The sequence below is a fragment of the Acidovorax sp. genome (genome assembly GCF_046294525.1).
GTDB lineage: Bacteria > Pseudomonadota > Gammaproteobacteria > Burkholderiales > Burkholderiaceae_C > Acidovorax.
On sequence record NZ_JBKBKQ010000038.1, the window covers coordinates 17,649 to 36,155 of the forward strand.

Here is an 18,507-nt window from a genome sequence, read left to right on the forward strand (position 1 = left end):
CTGCTTCCTTTTTGATCTTCTTTCCCATGCGTTCCGTACTCTCATCCCACACCGCCTCGCTGCAGCGCCCTGCGCTGCCTGCCTTGACCCCCGTTGCACTGGCCGCAGCCATGGCATGGCTGGCACTGGCCACGCCCGCGCTACATGCGCAGCCCACCCCTGCCCCTGCCGCGGAAGGTGAGGCCAGGACCTTGTCCACGGTCACGGTGAATGCCAGCGCCGATGCCTCGGCCCAGGGCCTGTCGCCCGCCTACCCCGGCGGCCAGGTGGCGCGCGGCGGCCGCGCGGGCATCCTGGGCACGCGCGACGCCATGGACACGCCGTTTTCCATCACCAGCTACACCAACGAGCTGATCCAGGACCGCCACGCGCGCAGCGTGGGCGACGTGCTGCAAAACGACCCCACGGTGCGCGTGGCACGGGGCTTTGGCAATTTTCAGGAGGCGTTCTTCATCCGCGGCTTCATCCTGGATTCGGACGACACGGCCTACAACGGCCTGTATAGCCTGCTGCCGCGTCAGTACATCGCCACCGAGCTGTTCGAGCGCGTGGAGGTGCTGCGTGGCGCCTCGGCCTTCCTGAACGGCGCAAGCCCCAACGGCGGTGGGCTGGGCGGCAGCATCAACCTGCTGCCCAAGCGCGCACCCAACGAGCCTTTGAGCCGCGTGACATTCGGCGTGGCCAGCGGCGGGCAGACCCAGATCGGGGCAGACATTGCGCGCCGCTTCGGACCCAACGGCAGCACCGGCGTGCGCGTGAACGCCGCGGCCCGCAATGGCGGCACGGCGGTGGACCACGAAGACGTGAAGCTGGGCGTGGTGGCCGTGGGCCTGGACTGGCGCAGCCGCGACGTGCGCCTGTCGGGCGACATCGGCTGGCAAGACCACCAGCTCAAGAACACCCGCACCAACGTGACGCTGGGCGGCGCGGTCACCACCGTACCCGCCGCACCCGACAACCAGACCAACTTTGCCCAGCCCTGGAGCTATTCGAACGAGCGCGATACCTTCGGCACGCTGCGCGGCGAATGGGACCTGTCACCCACCACCACGGCCTGGGCCGCTGCCGGTGCGCGGCGCGGCGAAGAGGCCAACTCGCTGGCCAACCTGACGGTGTCCGACGCCAGCACGGGCGCGGCCAGCACCTACCGCTTTGACAACACCCGCAAAGACAGTGTGAACACCGGCGAGCTGGGCCTGCGCGGCCAACTGCAGACCGGCGGCGTGGGGCATGAGTGGGTGGCGGTGGCTTCGCACTTCAGCGCCGACAAGAAAAACGCCTATGCCATGGACTGGGGCAACACCCAGGCCACCAACCTCTACACGCCCGTGGGCAGCAGCCTGCCGGGCTTCAGCGCCGGCACATTGTTTGGCGGCGACCTGGCCCACCCGCTGCGCACCGGCAGCACGCGCCTGACCAGCTTTGCGCTGGGCGACACGATATCGCTTATGGACAAGCGCCTGCTGCTCACCGTGGGCGTGCGCCACCAGACAATGGAGATTGCCAACTACGCCTACGGCACTGCGCTGCAGACCGACCGCTACGACCAAAGCCGCACCAGCCCGCTGCTGGCCGCCGTGTACAAGGTGGACAAAGGCCTGTCGGTGTATGCCAACTATGTGGAGGGCCTGAGCCAGGGCCAGACGGCCCCCAGCACCGCCGCCAACCGGGGCGAGATGCTGGCGCCGTATGTCTCCAAACAAAAGGAAGTGGGCATCAAGTTGGACGCCGGCCGCATGGCTGGCAGCGTGGCGCTGTTCTCCACGACCAAGCCACGTGCGTTTTTGAACGCCGCCAACATCTTCAGCACCAGCGGCAAAGACCGCCACCAGGGGATCGAGCTGGCCGTGCAAGGCGAGGCCACCAAGGGCCTGCGCGTGCTGGGCGGCCTGACCTGGCTCAACGCCAAGCAGCTGCGCACCGGCGCCGCCGCCACCGATGGCCAGCGCGTGATTGGCGTGCCCAAGCTGCAGGCCAACCTGGGGGCAGAGTGGGATGTGCCCGGCGTACCCGGCCTGGCCGTGGACGGCCGCCTGGTGCACACCGGCGCCAGCTATGCCAACGCCATCAACACCCTGCGCGTACCGGGCTGGAACCGGCTGGATGTGGGTGCCCGCTATATGACGGAAGTGCAAGGCAAGCTCGTCACGCTGCGCGCGCGCATCGACAACCTGACCAACCGCAACTACTGGGCGTCGGTGGGCGGCTACCCCAGCGCAGGCTACCTGGTGGTGGGCGCGCCACGCACGCTGTCGCTGAGTGTGAGCGTGGATTTCTGACCCGTCCCGTTTCTTCAAGGCCCTTGGGCCCTGGGCGCTGAGATCAGGCCCAAAACGCCACCTAGCGCTTGACCACCAAGCGCCGGCAGCTACTGAAATGAGAGCACACGCATCGCCCCCCCCGCGAGGGGCTGCGCCGTGCCGCGTGTTTGTTGCAATCTTCGAAAGGAAACCGTCCATGTCTTTTACCTCGACCCTTCATCGCCCCTTGCTCGCCACCCTGCTGGCCAGCGCCGGCCTGGCCGCCACCCTGACCACGGCTGCCCACGCCCACCAGGTGTGGCTGGAGAACGCGGGCGGCCAGGCGCGCCTGCACTTTGGCGAGTTCAACGAGAACCTGCGCGAGACATCGCCCGGCCTGCTCGACAAGTTCAAGGGCGTGCCCGCGCTGGAGCAGCAGGGCCCAGGCGCCAGCGCCCCGCGCGTGGATGGCCAGCGGGGCAAGGATGCTTTCACCTACACCGTGGCCGGCACGCCGCGCACGCTGTTTGCCGCGCCCACCTACCCGCTCCTCGACCGCAGCAAGCGCAACCTGCCCGCCATGGTGTGGCAGCCCTCCGCTCGCTGGGTGGCCGACCTGGCCCAGCCCGTGGCACCCACCGCACCGCTGGACCTGGTGCCCACCGGCAAGCCGGGCGAACTGAAGGTGGTCTACCACGGCAAGCCCCTGCCCAGGACGAAGGTGCAGCTGGCCGCGCCATCAGGCTGGACGCGCGAGGCCGAAACGGGCGAAGACGGCACCGTCATCTTCGCCACGCCCTGGAAGGGCCAGTACGTGGCCGAGGTGAAGCACACCGACAAGACCCCCGGCGAAGCCCAGGGCGAGAAGTACGGCGAAGCCAGCTACGTGACCACGCTCACGTTTGTGCTGGCCGACGGCATGGCGTCGCCACCTCTGCCTCCGGCCGCCACGGCGGCCGCCGCGCAGTAAGCCAGACCGTTCAGCGAAACACGCCAACGAGCCCCGCTGCAACAACCGCAGACGACCGCCAGCCGACCGCGGCCCGCCGCCGTCGGCTGCGGGAGAGCGGGATCGCACCGCACGCCCCCCGCGCCAGTGGCTCTGCCAGAGGGCGCCCGTTGCGACCAAATTTCTAACAAAAACCGGCTCCAGCGCAATACCAGAAAGCGCTGGCAGCTATTAATTTGATACTTGATCATGCATTCCAGCCCATCGGCACCGGAGGCTGCGCTCCGCGCACCACGCACCGCCATCGCCCAGGCCGCACACGCAGCCCTGCTGCTGCTTTGCGGCGCTACCGCCCATGCACAGACGGCCGGTCCGGCCGCCTTGGAGACCACGCTGGCCCCGGTCACCGTGACCTCCGGCACCGAGGCACAAAACCCCACCGCCCCCGTCACGGGCTATGTGGCAAAGCGCGCCCTGAGCGCCACCAAGACCGACACCCCGCTCATCGAAACCCCGCAGGCCATCAGCGTGATCACGCGCGACCAGATGGAAGCCCAGGGCGTGCAGACGCTGCGTCAGGTAACGGCGTACACGGCCGGTGCGGTGTCGAACTATTTCGACAGCCGCGTGGACAGCTTCAACGCACGCGGCGGCACCGTCAGCCAATACCAGGACGGACTGCTGCGCACCTACGGCACCTACAACACCAGCCGCCCCGACCCGTACACGTTGGAGCGGGTGGAGTTTCTGCGCGGTCCCACATCGGTGCTGTATGGCCAGGGCAGCGTGGGCGGCGTGCTCAACCTGACCAGCAAACGCCCGCAGTCCGAAACGCTGCGCGAAGTGCAGGTGCAGCTGGGCAACAACAACCGCAAGCAGATGGCGGCCGACCTGACCGGCGCGCTCGACCAGGACGGCCAGTGGCTCTACCGCCTGGTGGCCGTGGGCCGCGACAGCGGCTCGCAGGTGGACCATGTGGATGACGACCGCATGGTGCTGATGCCATCGCTGACGTGGAAGCCCAACGCCGACACGTCGCTGACGCTGCAGGCGCTACACCAGAAAGACAAAAGCGGCTCGCTCATCGGATTCTTCCCGTGGCAGGGCACGCAGCTGCCCAGCCAGTACGGCCAGATTCCGCGCAACACCTTTATCAGCGAGCCGGGCTGGGACGCGTATGACACCACCAACAACTCATGGGGCTACCTCTTCAGCCACCGGCTGAACGCCGACTGGACCGTGCGCCAGAACTTGCGCCGCACGGTAAGCGAGGTGGACTACCGCACCATCTACACCAGCTTCACCGCCAACGCCGCTGCGGGCCGCCCAGCACGCCCCGTGTTCAACGCAGACAACCGCACCGTGGTGCGCGACGCGGTGTGGAACATCAACACCGGCCGCATGTTGCTGATCGACACGCAGCTGGAAGGCAAGCTCAAAGCCGGCAACACCGAACACACGCTGCTGGCGGGCCTGGACGTGCAGCGCAACCACACCGGCCAGCAGGCCTGGCGCGCCGTGGCGCCCGCCATCGACGTGTACAACCCGGTGTACGGCAACTTCACACCGCCGACCGCGTCGCAGCTGGTGCGCCAGCCCAGCGTGGTGCAAAAGCAGCTGGGCTTTTACCTGCAGGACCAGATCAAGTGGGACCGCTTCACTGCCACAGTGGGCCTGCGCCACGACAACGCCAGGACCGACACCGAAGGCCGCCCCGCCGCGGCCGTGGACGACAAGGCCTGGACCAAACGGGCGGGCGTCACCTACCAGATGGACGGTGGCTGGGCCCCGTATGCGGGCTACTCCGAGTCCTTCCAGCCGCTGGGCGGCGCCAATGCCTACGGCACGCCCTTCAAACCCCAGCGCGGCGAGCAATGGGAGGCTGGCGTGAAGTGGCAGCCTCCCGGCCAGGGCATCAATGCCTTTGCCGCCGTCTACCAGCTGCGCGAAAAGAACCGCAAGACCACCGACCCGAGCCACCCGCTCAACAGCCTGCAGATCGGCGAGGTGAAGGTCAAAGGCTTCGAGGCCGAGGTGCAGGCCAGCCTGGCGCGCAACTGGGACTTCACATTGGGCTACGCTTTCACCGACGCAAAAATAGCCCGCAGCAACACCGGCGACCAGGGCCAGCCCGTGGCCAGCGTGCCCAAACACACCGCATCTGCCTGGCTGAGCCACCGCTTTGCAGCGCAAGGCCGCGGGGGCTGGACGGTGGGCGCGGGCGTGCGCTACACAGGATCGCAATGGAGCGGCACCAGCGCCATCAGCACCCCGGCCGCCACGCTGGCCGATGCCATGGTGGCGTACGACGCAGGCGACTGGCGCGTGGCGTTCAACGTGGTCAACGTGACGGACAAGGTGCACATCACCCAGTGCCTGGCACGGGGCGATTGCTTCTATGGGCAGGCGCGGACGTATACGTTGACTTCGACGTACCGGTTTTGATCGGGTGGTTGCAACAGGCAGGCTCTCGACAGCTGAAACGCCTGGCTATTGAAAAATTTCAAGCCAAAATGACCTCTAGCGCTTAACCATCAAGCGCTATCAGCTATCAAAAGATGAGTATCCAGAAGCCCCGGCATGCAAGGCACCGGGGCTTTTATGTGCCTGGACCGATGCGCCAAAGACGGCACTTGGCGCACGCCTAAAAATCCGCTTGACCTCAACTTCGCTTGAGCTTTTAGCATGCCCCGCACCGCACATTCTTCTGCGGGCGCATCCTTTTACTACGACCACCCAACCAAGGCCCTCCATGCCAGCCAACCACGCCAAAACTCACCGCGCCACCGCCCGATTTCGCATCGACAAGTTCGCCGCTCCCACGCCAGCTGTGGACGAATTTGTCGCGCAGATGAAGCATCTGCAAACCACACTACAAGCCCAACCCGGCTGTACCCACGCCGCCGTGCTGACTGACTTGGGCGGTCCGGGCCGGTTCAATGTGCTGACCTGGGTGGAATGGCAAGACCAGGCGTCGGTGGACGCGGCAGCGGCCGTGATGCAAAAGCAATTTGCCAGCAGCGGCTTTGACCCGAAGGCATTCATGCAGCGGCTGGGGGTGGACGGAGACTTGGGTGTGTATGCAGCGGTGTGAGCCGCTTGAAATCCGCTGTGGAACCTACCGCCCCAGCACCATCACATGCACCGCCGTGCGCACCCTGAATCCCAGGCTCTCATACAACGCAATCGCCGCCGCATTCGTCGCCCACGCGTGCAAAAACGCCTGGTCGCCGCGCTGCTGAATAGCGTGCGCCACCACCGATGACAAGCGGCGCGCAAAGCCGTGGCCGCGAAAGTCGGGGCGGGTGCAGACGCCGCTGACTTCGGTGCCGCCTGCAAAGCGCATGCGCTCGCCGACCATCGCTGCCAACTGGCCACCGACACGGATGCGACGAAGCAGCCCACGGTGTGGGTGCGCGGCAGAAAGGGCCCGGGCTCCGTCAGCTGGGCCAGGGCGAGCATGTCTGCGGCATCGGCATCGCCCAGTTCGATCACTTCCTCAGCGCCCGCCCCTGGCTCCACTGGCCTCAATGCCAGCATCTGCACCCCCTCTGCGCGGCGCAGCGCTTACAGGCCTGGCGGCACAGGGGCGGGCTGGGCCTGCAGGATGAACACGGTCTCACCAGGGGCGACCAGGGGCGTCATCGCTGCCACGCTGGCCGCATCGCTGTCGTCGCGGGTGACGCGAAAAGGTGGATGTCGCGCCGGTAGCGGCGGGCCAGCGCGTCACCTTCCGCAAGCGCCGGTGCGTAACACAGCGATGCCCATACCGGGCTGGCGAATGGATCGGTGGTCGTCGTCATGCTTTCTTCTCCCGGGACGGATGCGCGGCGGGTGGAGTGCGGGCCTTGTCCCCTTTGGTGCCAACACCCTTGCGGGTGCCGTTTTTGCCGCCCGCTCCGGGGCGCGCAGCGCGCTCGGTGGCGATGGTGGCTGCAGAACGCTGCAGCAGCGAGGTGCGCGCAAGCCCAGCCTCCAGCGCGGCAAGCTGCTCAAGCAGCGGACCTTCCAGGGGTGCGCACACCTGGGCCACCGCGGCTTCGATCAGCGGCCCCACGTCGCGCTGGGCACGGTTCACCAGCGCATGGCCTTGGTCGGTCAGCACCACCTTGCGCACGCGCCGGTCGCTTTCCACGGACTCGGACTGCACCAAACCGCTGTCTGCCAGACCTTTCAGTGACCGGGTGACCACGGGCTGGCACACACCCACGGCCTGGCTGAGTTCACCAACGCCAAGGGCGCCGTGCCAGTGCAGCGCAGCCAGCAGGGGGAAGTGGGCGGCCGGCATGTCAATGCCGTGCTCGGAGAGCAGCCTGAGAGGGCATCCTCTCAATGCCCGCCAAACCGCGCCACCTGCCGTAGCCCGCCCGTCAGGCCCCACAGCGACACGCACCAGCCGTCACACCCCTCCGACACCACCAGCCCCGGCAGATCGTTGCCGTCGATGTCCACGTAGCTGTCGGGCTTGCCGGGCACCTCGCCCATGTAGGCATAGCCGCTACTGCCACGCACAAAAACATGGTGCCGCTGGGCTCCGTAAAAAGCGTCCCGGTCGCGCACCACCCTGCCAGGCACCACCACGGTGGTGCGTGCGCCCTGGGGCTGCTGAACCGTGCGTGCAGCACCCCATTGGAGCTGGCGGCGCAGCGCGCCAAACCGGCGGTCGTCCGACTGCACAAACGACTGCAGTGCGCCCAGCTGCTCGGCGTCGGGTTCTGCAACCAGCCACTGGGGCGTGCGCGGCGGCGTGAGGGCGAAGATCCGGTACTGCCGGGTGTCTGATTGCGGCACGGGCCCTTGCACGGTCATGCCTGCAGCGTAGGGCTCCTCCTGCCCGGCAGACTTCGGCGGCAGTTCCGCCTTGCACTGGTAGCGGGTGCCAGCCTGCAGCGCAAACACTGGCGCGCCGGTATGGCAGTGCCGCACCATTTGCTGCAGGTGCGCGGGGTTCTCAAAAGTCGCCCACACCGGGCCATCGTCGGGCGACAGCCACGCAAAGAACAGCCCAGGGCGCTGGCTGGAGCCTTCCTGATCCATGCCCGCCCAGGCAGGCGACACGCAGGCCAGCGCAACGATGAGGGCAAGGCATTGCCGGGTCAGCATGGGCGGGGCACTCCTGAATTGGGGGGGGCGCTGGGTAACTGCCACCTACGATGGCCTCAGATCTTCAAAGCCACGCCATTGTGCCGCCCCATGCAGTCTTCCAAAAACAAACAGGCCCCCGATGCCCATGGCACCGGGGGCCTGCGAACCACGCGCTCAGAACCTGTTCAGAAAGCGCGGTGGTCACACTCACACGTTCATGATCGACACCAGGCGCGTGTTCAGATGGGCCTCGATGGCCTCGGGGCCACCTTCAGAGCCGTAGCCCGAGTCCTTCAGGCCGCCAAACGGCAGCTCTGCGGCCGGAGCGGCCGCCTGGTTGATCCACAGCATGCCCACCTCCAGCCGCTGGGCCAGCAGGTGCGCGTTCTTCAGCGACGAGGTGAAGGCGTAACCGGCCAGGCCAAACGGCAGGCGGTTGGCTTCAGCGATGGCGTCTTCGATCTTCTCGAACCCGCGCACAGCGGCCACGGGGCCAAAGGGCTCTTCGTTCACGATGCGGGCCGACAGGGGCACGTCGTTCAGCACGGTGGGCTGGAAGAAGTTGCCTTCGGTGCCGATGCGCTCGCCACCCGTGACCAGCTTGGCGCCCTGCTGCACCGCATCGGCCATCAAGTCGGCCATGGCGGTGATGCGGCGCGGATTGGCCAGCGGGCCCATCTGCGTGCCTGCCGTGAGGCCATCGCCCACCTTCAGACCTTGGGCGTACTTGGCGAACGCGGCCACAAAGTCGGCACGGATGCTTTCGTGCACCAGGTAGCGCGTGGGCGAGATGCAGACCTGGCCCGCGTTGCGGAACTTGGCGCCGCTGCTGATCTTGATGGCCAGCTCCAGGTCGGCGTCTTCCGCCACGATGACCGGCGCGTGGCCGCCCAGTTCCATGGTCACGCGTTTCATGTGCTTGCCCGCCAGCGCGGCCAGTTGCTTGCCCACGGGGGTGGAACCGGTGAACGTGACCTTGCGGATGATGGGGTGCGGGATCAGGTAGTTGGAGATTTCGGCCGGGTCGCCATAGACCAAGCCCACGGTGCCTGCGGGCACACCGGCATCGGCAAACGCGCGGATCAGCTCGGCGGGGCTGGCGGGGGTTTCTTCGGGTGCCTTGACCAGAATGGAGCAACCGGCGCCCAGCGCGGCGGCCAGCTTGCGCACCACCTGGTTGATGGGGAAGTTCCAGGGCGTGAAGGCCGCCACGGGGCCCACCGGGTCCTTCAGCACCATCTGCGTGGCCTTGAGGTTGCGCGAGGGCACGATGCGGCCATACACGCGCAGCGATTCGTCGGCAAACCATTCGATGATGTCGGCCGACGCCATGGTTTCGACCTTGGCCTCCGCCAGGGGCTTGCCCTGCTCTTGCACCATGATGGCGGCAATGGCCTCGGCGCGCTCGCGCATCAGGGCCGCTGCGCGGCGCATGGTCTTGGCGCGCTCGGCGGCAGGCATGTCGCGCCAGGCTTCAAAACCCTTTTGTGCGGCGTCCAGCGCGCGGTCCAGATCGACCTTGGTGGCATGGGCCACGCGGCCGATTTCCTTGCCCGTGGCGGGGTTGAACACGGCAAGGGTCTTGCCTTCAGCGGCGTCTTGCCACTGGCCTGCGATGAAGAGCTGGGTGTTGGGATAGGTCATGAGCGTTGGTTGGTCAGCCAAGGTGGTGAAAAAATCAAAAAAACGACTATACGCCTGCGATGATGGCTGTGTATTTCAAGGAGATTGCATGCGAGAAATAGTCCAAAGCCTCGAAGAGTCGCGCATCCGCGAAGTGGCCAATGAGGGCCTGGGGCGCAGCGATGTGCTGAAGTTCTGGTTTGGCGAGAGCGACGAGGTGACGCCCGGCTTCATCCGCGAGGCGGCCATTGCCTCGCTGCAGCACGGCGAGACGTTTTACGCCCACAACCTGGGGCTGCCCGAGTTGCGCCACGCGATTGCGGGCTACATGCACGGCCTGCATCCGCAGGTGCACACCGATGCGTGGTTCGACCGCGTGGCCGTGACCTCGGGCGGCGTCAACGGCCTGATGCTGGCCGTGCAGACGCTGGTGGATGCAGGCGACGAGGTGGTGCTGGTCACGCCCGTGTGGCCCAACCTGGTGGCGCAGCCGCGCATTCTGGGCGCGCGGGTTCGCACCGTGCCGCTAGTGGCCGACGCGCAGGGCGCATGGCAGCTGGATATGGATGTGCTGCTGGCGGCCATCACGCCCGGCACGCGCTTGCTGGTGGTCAACGCCCCCAACAACCCCACGGGGTGGACGCTGACGCGGCAAGAGCAGGCCACCATCCTGGCGCACTGCCGCAGCACCGGCACCTGGGTGCTGGCCGACGAGGTGTACGAGCGCCTGTACTACGCGGGCGACACGGCCAACGGCGCCGCGCCCAGCTTTCTGGACGTGGCCGAGCCGGAGGACCGGCTCATCGTGACGCACAGCTTCTCCAAGAGTTTTCTGATGACGGGCTGGCGCCTGGGCTGGCTGGTGCTGCCGCCCGCGCTCACCCACGCGGTGGGTAAGCTGATCGAGTTCAACACGTCATGCGCGCCAGTGTTCGTGCAGCGCGGCGCCACGGTGGCGCTGCAGCGCACGGCCGAGGTGACACCGGGCCTGGTGGCGCACCTGCACCGCTGCCGCGATGTGCTGGTGCCGTTGCTGGCCGATGTGCCGGGCGTGTCGGTGGCTACGCCACGCGGCGGCATGTACGCGTTTTTCCGCATCGAGGGGCACGACGACTGCCTCACGCTGGCCAAGCGGCTGGTGCGCGAAGCGGGCCTGGGGCTGGCGCCCGGCAGCGCGTTTGGCGGTGAGGCGAGCGGGTGGCTGCGCTGGTGTTTTGCCAGCCAGGATGTGGGTCGGTTGGACGAAGGCGTCAAGCGCCTGCGCGGCTGGCTGCAGGCGTGACAGCGCTGCGCTGAGTGTGGACGAGCAAGAACTACCAAAAAAGATAGCTACCAGCGCTTACTGGGTAAGCGCTAGAGGCCATTTTTGCTTGGATTTCACCCCGCCGCAGGTGCGGCAGAGGCCGTAATGGCATCCAGCGGCCAGCGGGGCTTCACGTCGAAGGCGTAGTCGGTGTTGGTCTCTTGCTGCCCGGCTTGCAGGCGCATGGCGGCGGCCATGGCGATCATGGCGCCGTTGTCGGTGCACAGGTGAAGCTCGGGATAGTGCACGCGCACCTTGTTCTGCGCGCACGCGGCATTCAGCTGCGCGCGCAGGTGCCGGTTGGCACCCACGCCGCCCGCCACCACCACGCGTTTCAAGCCGGTTTGCTTGAGCGCGGCCAGCGTCTTCTTCACCAGCACTTCCACAATGGCGGCTTCGGTGCTGGCGGCCAGGTCGGCCTTGTGGGCCTTCAGTTCGTCGCCCAGCTTCTTGGCCTGCGTGAGCACGGCGGTCTTGAGGCCGGCAAACGAAAAATCCAGGTCGCCGCTGTGCAACAACGGGCGTGGCAGCTTGAAGGCCGTGGCACTGCCCTGCTCTGCCAGGCGCGACAGCGCCGGCCCGCCGGGGTAACCCAGGCCCATCAGTTTTGCGGATTTGTCGAACGCCTCGCCCGCGGCGTCGTCGATCGTTTCGCCCAGGATCCGGTAGCGGCCCACGCCGTCCACGCGCATCAGCTGGGTGTGGCCGCCGGACACAAGCAGCGCCACAAATGGAAACTCGGGCGGATCGGCACTGAGAAAGGGCGACAGCAAATGCCCTTCCAGATGGTGCACGCCCAGCACGGGTTTGCCCAGCGCTGCGCCCAGGGCGCAGGCCACGCCCGCCCCCACCAGCAACGCGCCCGCCAGGCCCGGTCCACGCGTGTAGGCCACCACGTCCACATCGGCCAGGGTCTGGCCGGATTCCGTGAGCACCTGGGTGGCCAGCGGCAGCACGCGGCGGATGTGGTCGCGGCTGGCCAGCTCGGGCACCACGCCGCCATAGGCCTGGTGCATGTCGATCTGGCTGTGCAGCGCGTGGGACAGGAGGGTGGGTACGGCATCGCCGGTGGATCGGACCAGGGCGACACCGGTCTCGTCGCACGACGATTCGATACCAAGGATCAGCAGACTCATGATGGCCCGAGTGTAAAACCCGGGCCCTGCGGCCGTCCGGTGCGGGGTCGTTCCGCTTCGCCAACGGTGCGCGACCGTCGTGCTACCAGCGGTCGGAGCGCATGCGCAGCTCCCAAGCGCCCGCGCGCAGCTCGTACACGCCTACGGCGCCGTAGCGCTGCTCGCCCTTGTCGTCCCAGGTCATGGTGCCAATCACCGGTGCATAACCGTTGATGCTGTGCATGGCCTTGGTGATGTCCTTGGGGTCGGCCGACTTGGCTTTCTGGATGGCGGCCGAGAGCACGTAGGTGCTGTCGTAGCTGTAGTGGCCGCCATATGCGGGCGGCTTCTTGTACGCCTCGATGTACTTCTCCAGGAAGGGCTTGCCGGTGGTGAACTCCTTGGCCTCCAGCACGGGGGACGTGGCGTAGATGCCCTCCACCATGCCCATCGCCTTGGTCATGTCGGTGGTCTTGATGGTGTCGCCGCCCAGCAGGCTGATCTTGGTGTGGTCCACCTTCCGCAGCGCCTCCAGCAATGCCAGCGCCTGGAAGTCGTTGAGTGTGGAGACGATCACCTCGACCTTGGCTGCCTTGAGTTCGCCCGCCAGCGCCTCGAACGCCACCGTCTTGTCGTCAAACGATTTGCGCACCACCACTTCTTTTTTCTCGGCCTTGAGCTGCTCGGCAGCGCCGTCGGCCAGACCCTTGCCATAGGGCGTGCCGTCGTCCAGTGCGGCATAGCGCGTGGCGCCCAGCTGGGTGGCGGCAAACGAGCCGATGGCACGCGCCTGCAGGGTGTCGTTGGCCACCATGCGGAAGGTGGTGGGAAAGCCCAGTTGCGTGAATTTGGGGTTGGTGGAGATGGCAATCTGCGGGATGCTTTTGGCGGCGTAGATGGGGGCCGTTTCAATGCTGACGCCCGAGTTCAGGTGCCCGATGACGGCGACCACCCCCGCATCCACCAGCTGCTGTGCCACGGTCTTGCCCGTGGCGGCATCAGCCTTGTCGTCCACCGACACCACTTCCAGCGTCACGCGCTTGCCGTCCACGGTGTAGCCGCCCTTGTTCAGCTCGGCGACAGCCATGTTCACGCCGTTCAGCAGGTCCTGTCCCAGTGCGCCCAGCGGGCCACTGAGCGGCTGTGCCACGCCGATCTTGATGGTGTCGGGCACCTTGCCACACCCCGCCAGCACCACGGCTGCCGCCGCAGCCAACCCCGTCAACGCCAGTCGCGCCACAAAACCGCGCCGGTCCATGTGCTTGTTCATGCAAAAACCCTTGTGAATATGTCAATGTGTCTGGATGTATATGCGACGCCGCCGAACGGGCGCTATCGGGTATGCCCTGCCCACCTTCAAACTATTAGCAAGTTTCAGGCCGTACAAACCCCAACACGCTGGCAGCACTGCGACGGGCCCACACACGCACCGCCTTGATGCACCAATTTGCGGCGTAAAAATTGCTTATGCTCGGGCCATGACCACCGACGCCCTGCGCATCGTGGTGGTGGCCCCCGACCTGGCCGTCACCGACCCGGACGACGAGCACGCCCTGCTGCAGGCAGAGCGCTCGCGCGCGCTGCGCATCGGACTGCTGGAGAACAACTTCAACCTGGTGGCCACGCTGCCGGCCGATGTGTTCCTGAGCGAGCGCCTGGCCCAGCTGCAGCCCGACCTCATCATCGTGGACGCCGAAAGCGAGGCCCGCGACGCGCTGGAACATGTGGTGATGGCCACACGCGACGAGCGCCGCCCCATCGTGATGTTCACCAACGACGAGGACACCTCGCACGTGAAGGACGCGGTGGCCGCAGGCGTGTCGGCCTACATCGTGGCCGGCCTGTCACCGCAGCGCATCCGCCCCATCCTGGATGTGGCGATGGCGCGGTTTCAGCACGAGCAGGCGCTGCGCGCCCAGTTGGACGAAGCGCGCAACGAGCTCAAGGACCGCAAGGTGATCGACCGCGCCAAAGGCCTTCTGATGCAGCGCCAGGGCCTCACCGAACAGGCTGCCTACGAAAAGCTGCGCAAGACCGCCATGGACAAGGGCCTGCGCTTGGCCGATGTGGCCCAGCGCATGCTGGACGTGATGGATCTTCTGGGCTGACACCCGCCCGGCTTGTGGGCCCAGCCCACGGCGTCACAACGGCCGCAATTGACGCCTCCAACAGCCCTGCCGGGATGCTTCCCGCACCCTGCTGCGGTTCGCCCACCCCTCATTTCGGCACCCTGCATGGTGCGCCGCACAAACCAAGTGCAGCACCAAGAAAAGGCTGCACCGTTTTGTGATTCATGAATTGAATCACGGCTCAGCGCTTGTGCAGCAAGCGCCAGAAGCTATCAATATTGAAGCAACCATGCGCCATGGTGGAGCAAGAAAGCGCTGGCACGCCGCTTGCGTAGCACGGTGCAAGACCAACGTAGGTCGAACCCGGCAGCCCCCACCCAACGGCGGGTAGGAGTTGCCCGGGGCAGCATCGCCAGGCCCATGGCCCGGCGGCAGCCCCACACCGGACAAAGGCGTCCCCACCCGCACTGCGCGCTGCCCTCAGCGCCGGTGCGGCGTGAGGACGCCTTTTTTGCTTTTTCACCTCATTGACAAGGGATGCGCTCCATGACCGATCTGCTCAAAACCAGCCTCAACCGCCGCACCGTGCTGCAGGCCGCCAGCGTGGGCGCCGTGGGCGTGAGCCCCGCCCTGCGCGCCCTGGTGCATGCCCAGGGGTCGGACGCCCCCGAGAAGAAGGAAGTGAAGATCGGCTTCATTCCGCTGACGGACTGCGCCAGCGTGGTCATGGCCTCGGTGCTGGGCTTTGACAAGAAGTACGGCGTCACCATCGTGCCAAACAAGGAAGCCAGCTGGGCCGGCGTGCGCGACAAGCTGGTCAACGGCGAACTGGACTTTGCACACGTGCTCTACGGCCTGGTCTACGGCGTGCACCTGGGCACGGCCGGCCCCAAGAAGGACATGGCCGTGCTGATGTCCCTCAACAACAACGGCCAGGCCATCACGCTGTCGAAAGCGCTGGCCGACAAGGGCGCAGTGGACGGCCCCTCGCTTGCCAAGCTCATGGCCACCGAAAAGCGCGAATACACCTTTGCCGGCACCTTCCCCACAGGCACGCATGCGATGTGGATGCACTACTGGCTGGCGGCGGCGGGCATCAACCCACTGTCGGGCGCCAAGCTCATCACCGTGCCGCCGCCGCAGATGGTGGCCAACATGCGCGTGGGCAACATGGACGGCTTCTGCGTGGGCGAGCCCTGGAACCACCGCGCCATCATGGACGGCATCGGCATCACCGCCAACACCACCCAAGACCTGTGGAAGGACCACCCCGAAAAGGTGCTGGGCACGACGGCCGAGTTCGTCAAGAAGTACCCCAACACCACGCGCGCCGTGATGATGGCCGTGCTCGAAGCCAGCCAGTGGATCGATGCCAGCCTGTCCAACAAGATGAAGATGGCCGAGACGGTGGCGGGCAAGGCGTACGTCAACACCAGCGTCGACGCGATCAACCAGCGCATCCTGGGCCGCTACCAGAACGGCCTGGGCAAGACCTGGGACGACCCCAACCACATGAAGTTCTTCAACGACGGCGCGGTGAACTTTCCGTATCTGTCGGACGGCATGTGGTTCCTCACCCAGCACAAGCGTTGGGGCCTGCTCAAGAGCCACCCCGACTACCTGGCCGTGGCCAAAGAGGTCAACCAGGTGGACCTGTACAAGTCCGTCGCCAGCGCCATGAAGATCAGCGTGCCCAAGGACGTGATGCGCACCAGCAAGCTCATCGACGGCGTGGTGTGGGACGGCAAGGACCCGGCCAAGTACGCCGACGGTTTCAAGATCAAGGCTTGACCATCGGCCTCCATCGCGCCCTGCACCCGCCCCGCACACCCGGCCCCCTCACAGGAGAACACCATGGTCAGTGCCGTCTTTCACTCCCCCTTGGACGCGGCCCCAGTGGCTGCCCAGAACGCTATGAATAACGTAGCTAGCAGCGCTTATCCAGCAAGCGCCATAAGCCCAAAAACATCACAAACCGCTGCAGCCGCAGCCGCCAGCGCAGCTGCGCCAGCGCCCGCCGCCGCTGCCCCGCGTCGGGACTGGGCCGCCCTGTCGCGCAGCTTTTGGATGGCAGTGCTGCCGCCCCTGTGCGGCCTGGGCCTGCTCATCGGCCTGTGGGCCGTGGTGTCCACCACCACGGGCGGCAACATCCCCAGCCCCAAGGACACTTGGGTGCAGGCGCTGGAGGTGTTCAGCAACCCGTTCTACCGCAACGGCCCCAACGACCAGGGCGTGGGCTGGAACGTGCTGATGAGCCTGCAGCGCGTGGCCATCGGCTTTGGCATGGCGGCGCTGGTGGGCATTCCCGCGGGCTTTGTGATCGGGCGCTTTGCGTTCCTCTCGCGCATGTTCAACCCGCTCATTAGCCTGCTGCGGCCCGTGTCGCCGCTGGCTTGGCTGCCGATTGGCCTCCTGGTATTCAAGGGCGCCAACCCCGCGGCGATCTGGACCATCTTCATCTGCTCCATCTGGCCCATGATCATCAACACCGCCGTGGGCGTGCAGCGCGTGCCGCAGGACTACATGAACGTGGCCCGCGTGCTGAACCTGAGCGAGTGGAAGATCGCCACCAAGATCCTCTTCCCCGCCGTGCTGCCCTACATGCTGACCGGCGTGCGCCTGGCCGTGGGCACCGCGTGGCTGGTGATCGTTGCGGCCGAGATGCTGACCGGCGGCGTGGGCATCGGCTTCTGGGTGTGGGACGAGTGGAACAACCTGAACGTCAAGAACATCATCATCGCGATCTTCGTGATCGGCATCGTCGGGCTGGTGCTGGAGTTCGCACTCATCAAGCTGGCCACCGCATTTACTTTTGAAGAGGTGAAAGCATGAACACGACCACCACGGCAGCATCCGTACACCCCTCCATGAGCACCAAGTTCATCGAGATCCACGGCGTCGAGCAAACCTTCAAGACGAACAAGGGCCTGTTCCCGGCGTTGCGGGACATCAACCTGACCATCGCCAAGGGCGAGTTCGTGGCGCTCATCGGCCACTCGGGTTGCGGCAAGTCCACGCTCTTGAACCTGATCGCGGGCCTCACCACGCCCACCAACGGCGCGCTGCTGTGTGCCAACAAGGAGATCAAGGGCCCCGGCCCCGAGCGCGCGGTGGTGTTCCAGAACCACTCGCTGCTGCCCTGGCTCACCTGCTTTGACAACATCTACCTGGCGGTGGAGCGCGTGTTTGGCGGCAAGGAAAGCAAGGCCCAGCTCAAGGCCCGCACCGATGCTGCGCTGGCACTGGTCGGACTGACCCACGCGGGCCAGAAGCGCCCCGGCGAAATCTCGGGCGGCATGAAGCAGCGCGTGGGCATCGCTCGCGCCTTGTCGATGGAGCCCCAGGTGCTGCTGATGGACGAGCCCTTCGGTGCGCTGGACGCCCTGACCCGCGCCAAGCTGCAGGACGAGCTGCTGGAGATCGTGGCCCGCACCCAGAGCACCGTGGTCATGGTGACCCACGACGTGGATGAAGCCGTGCTGCTGTCCGACAAGATCGTGATGATGACCAACGGCCCCGCAGCCACGATTGGCGAAGTGCTGTCCGTGGACTTGCCCCGCCCCCGCAAACGCGTGGAACTGGCTGAAGACCCGCAGTACGTGCACTACCGCAAGGCGGTGATTGACTTCCTCTACACGCGCCAGGGGCACGTCGAAAAAGCGGCCTAGTTTCGCGGCCCCGCCAGCGCCAAGACAAAGAGCCCTCCCCTTATTGGGGCAGGGCTCTTTTTTTACGGGGTGCCTTAGCGGGAGGGCGTCCGCACGCGCGCGACCCCAGACCAGTGCACCCGCGCAAGGGCCGCCCCGCCGCGCTGGTGTCGTCCCCCTTCCCGAATGGCGCAGCCATTCGGGAGAAGGGGAAGGCGCAAAGCGCCTTGTATCTTTGAAGCTCGGACTGGCACAGGTAGCCCGACGCGCCTCTGGGCTGAATTCGATTTTGATTGAAGCCCGCCCCTGAGCTATGGGCGCCTGCGCCGGACCGTCCTTGCTTGCAACCCGAACAGTTGTAGGAACTTTCAGTTCGCATAGACAAGGATGGGAGCGAAAGGACATGTCCGACTCTGTTTTTATCGGTATCGATGTCTCCACTCAGACTCTGCAGGTGGCCAGCAGCGCACAGGCCA

At 66.2% G+C, this 18,507-nt stretch carries 16 protein-coding genes; 9 read left to right on the forward strand and 7 right to left on the reverse strand.

Going from position 1 to position 18,507, the window contains the following annotated elements; all coding sequences use genetic code 11:
- The first annotated feature begins 26 nt into the window (after positions 1 to 26).
- From ACK4HJ_RS21780 to ACK4HJ_RS21795, 4 genes are all read left to right on the forward strand, one after another.
- Positions 27 to 2,279 carry a TonB-dependent receptor gene (locus tag ACK4HJ_RS21780; protein ID WP_409835459.1) on the forward strand — a complete coding sequence of 751 codons (2,253 nt, stop codon included), beginning with the start codon at positions 27 to 29 and terminating at the stop codon, positions 2,277 to 2,279.
- Positions 2,280 to 2,457: 178 nt separating this feature from the next.
- Positions 2,458 to 3,210: a TonB-dependent receptor gene (locus tag ACK4HJ_RS21785; protein WP_409835461.1), complete on the forward strand. Its 753-nt coding sequence runs from the start codon at positions 2,458 to 2,460 to the stop codon at positions 3,208 to 3,210.
- Positions 3,211 to 3,438: 228 nt separating this feature from the next.
- Positions 3,439 to 5,634, forward strand: coding sequence for a TonB-dependent siderophore receptor (locus ACK4HJ_RS21790; protein WP_409835463.1), 2,196 nt, complete (start codon positions 3,439 to 3,441; stop codon positions 5,632 to 5,634).
- A 307-nt stretch (positions 5,635 to 5,941) separates the two neighbouring features.
- Entirely contained in the window at positions 5,942 to 6,283 is a 342-nt protein-coding gene (locus ACK4HJ_RS21795) for an antibiotic biosynthesis monooxygenase (protein ID WP_409835465.1), read from the forward strand.
- Positions 6,284 to 6,307: 24 nt separating this feature from the next.
- Here the strand turns inward: ACK4HJ_RS21795 and ACK4HJ_RS21800 are convergent, their stop codons facing one another.
- The 5 genes from ACK4HJ_RS21800 to ACK4HJ_RS21820 all read right to left on the reverse strand — a co-directional run bounded on the left by ACK4HJ_RS21800 (position 6,308) and on the right by ACK4HJ_RS21820 (position 9,918).
- A complete protein-coding gene (locus tag ACK4HJ_RS21800; RefSeq protein WP_409835486.1) occupies positions 6,308 to 6,550 on the reverse strand; it encodes a GNAT family N-acetyltransferase in 243 nt (80 codons plus the stop codon).
- 280 nt (positions 6,551 to 6,830) lie between these two features.
- A complete protein-coding gene (locus ACK4HJ_RS21805; protein WP_409835467.1) occupies positions 6,831 to 6,992 on the reverse strand; it encodes a hypothetical protein in 162 nt (53 codons plus the stop codon).
- A complete protein-coding gene (locus tag ACK4HJ_RS21810) occupies positions 6,989 to 7,477 on the reverse strand; it encodes a MarR family winged helix-turn-helix transcriptional regulator (protein WP_409835469.1) in 489 nt (162 codons plus the stop codon). The genes ACK4HJ_RS21805 and ACK4HJ_RS21810 overlap by 4 nt, the downstream gene beginning before the upstream one ends.
- Positions 7,478 to 7,518: 41 nt before the next feature.
- A complete protein-coding gene (locus tag ACK4HJ_RS21815; protein ID WP_409835471.1) occupies positions 7,519 to 8,292 on the reverse strand; it encodes a hypothetical protein in 774 nt (257 codons plus the stop codon).
- Positions 8,293 to 8,481: 189 nt separating this feature from the next.
- Positions 8,482 to 9,918: an NAD-dependent succinate-semialdehyde dehydrogenase gene (locus tag ACK4HJ_RS21820; RefSeq protein WP_409835488.1), complete on the reverse strand. Its 1,437-nt coding sequence runs from the start codon at positions 9,916 to 9,918 to the stop codon at positions 8,482 to 8,484.
- Positions 9,919 to 10,006: 88 nt separating this feature from the next.
- Here ACK4HJ_RS21820 and ACK4HJ_RS21825 point away from each other — a divergent pair, with 88 nt between their 5' ends.
- Complete coding sequence (locus tag ACK4HJ_RS21825; RefSeq protein ID WP_409835473.1) at positions 10,007 to 11,179, forward strand: pyridoxal phosphate-dependent aminotransferase; 1,173 nt, start codon at positions 10,007 to 10,009, stop codon at positions 11,177 to 11,179.
- A 95-nt stretch (positions 11,180 to 11,274) separates the two neighbouring features.
- Here ACK4HJ_RS21825 and tsaD read toward each other — a convergent pair whose 3' ends face one another.
- Positions 11,275 to 12,336 carry a tRNA (adenosine(37)-N6)-threonylcarbamoyltransferase complex transferase subunit TsaD gene (gene tsaD, locus ACK4HJ_RS21830; protein WP_409835475.1) on the reverse strand — a complete coding sequence of 354 codons (1,062 nt, stop codon included), beginning with the start codon at positions 12,334 to 12,336 and terminating at the stop codon, positions 11,275 to 11,277.
- Between the two features lie 82 nt (positions 12,337 to 12,418).
- Positions 12,419 to 13,585: a branched-chain amino acid ABC transporter substrate-binding protein gene (locus ACK4HJ_RS21835; RefSeq protein ID WP_409835477.1), complete on the reverse strand. Its 1,167-nt coding sequence runs from the start codon at positions 13,583 to 13,585 to the stop codon at positions 12,419 to 12,421.
- 208 nt (positions 13,586 to 13,793) lie between these two features.
- Between ACK4HJ_RS21835 and ACK4HJ_RS21840 the strand changes: the two genes are divergently transcribed.
- The 4 genes from ACK4HJ_RS21840 to ACK4HJ_RS21855 all read left to right on the forward strand — a co-directional run bounded on the left by ACK4HJ_RS21840 (position 13,794) and on the right by ACK4HJ_RS21855 (position 18,052).
- Positions 13,794 to 14,423 carry an ANTAR domain-containing response regulator gene (locus ACK4HJ_RS21840; RefSeq protein WP_409835478.1) on the forward strand — a complete coding sequence of 210 codons (630 nt, stop codon included), beginning with the start codon at positions 13,794 to 13,796 and terminating at the stop codon, positions 14,421 to 14,423.
- 507 nt (positions 14,424 to 14,930) lie between these two features.
- Positions 14,931 to 16,175: a CmpA/NrtA family ABC transporter substrate-binding protein gene (locus ACK4HJ_RS21845; protein WP_409835480.1), complete on the forward strand. Its 1,245-nt coding sequence runs from the start codon at positions 14,931 to 14,933 to the stop codon at positions 16,173 to 16,175.
- Between the two features lie 63 nt (positions 16,176 to 16,238).
- Positions 16,239 to 17,216, forward strand: a complete 978-nt coding sequence (gene ntrB, locus ACK4HJ_RS21850; protein ID WP_409835482.1) for a nitrate ABC transporter permease — start codon at positions 16,239 to 16,241, stop codon at positions 17,214 to 17,216.
- Positions 17,213 to 18,052 (forward strand): ABC transporter ATP-binding protein, encoded by an 840-nt coding sequence (locus ACK4HJ_RS21855; RefSeq protein WP_409835484.1) that lies wholly within the window; start codon positions 17,213 to 17,215, stop codon positions 18,050 to 18,052. The genes ntrB and ACK4HJ_RS21855 overlap by 4 nt, the downstream gene beginning before the upstream one ends.
- Positions 18,053 to 18,507: the final 455 nt, after the last annotated feature.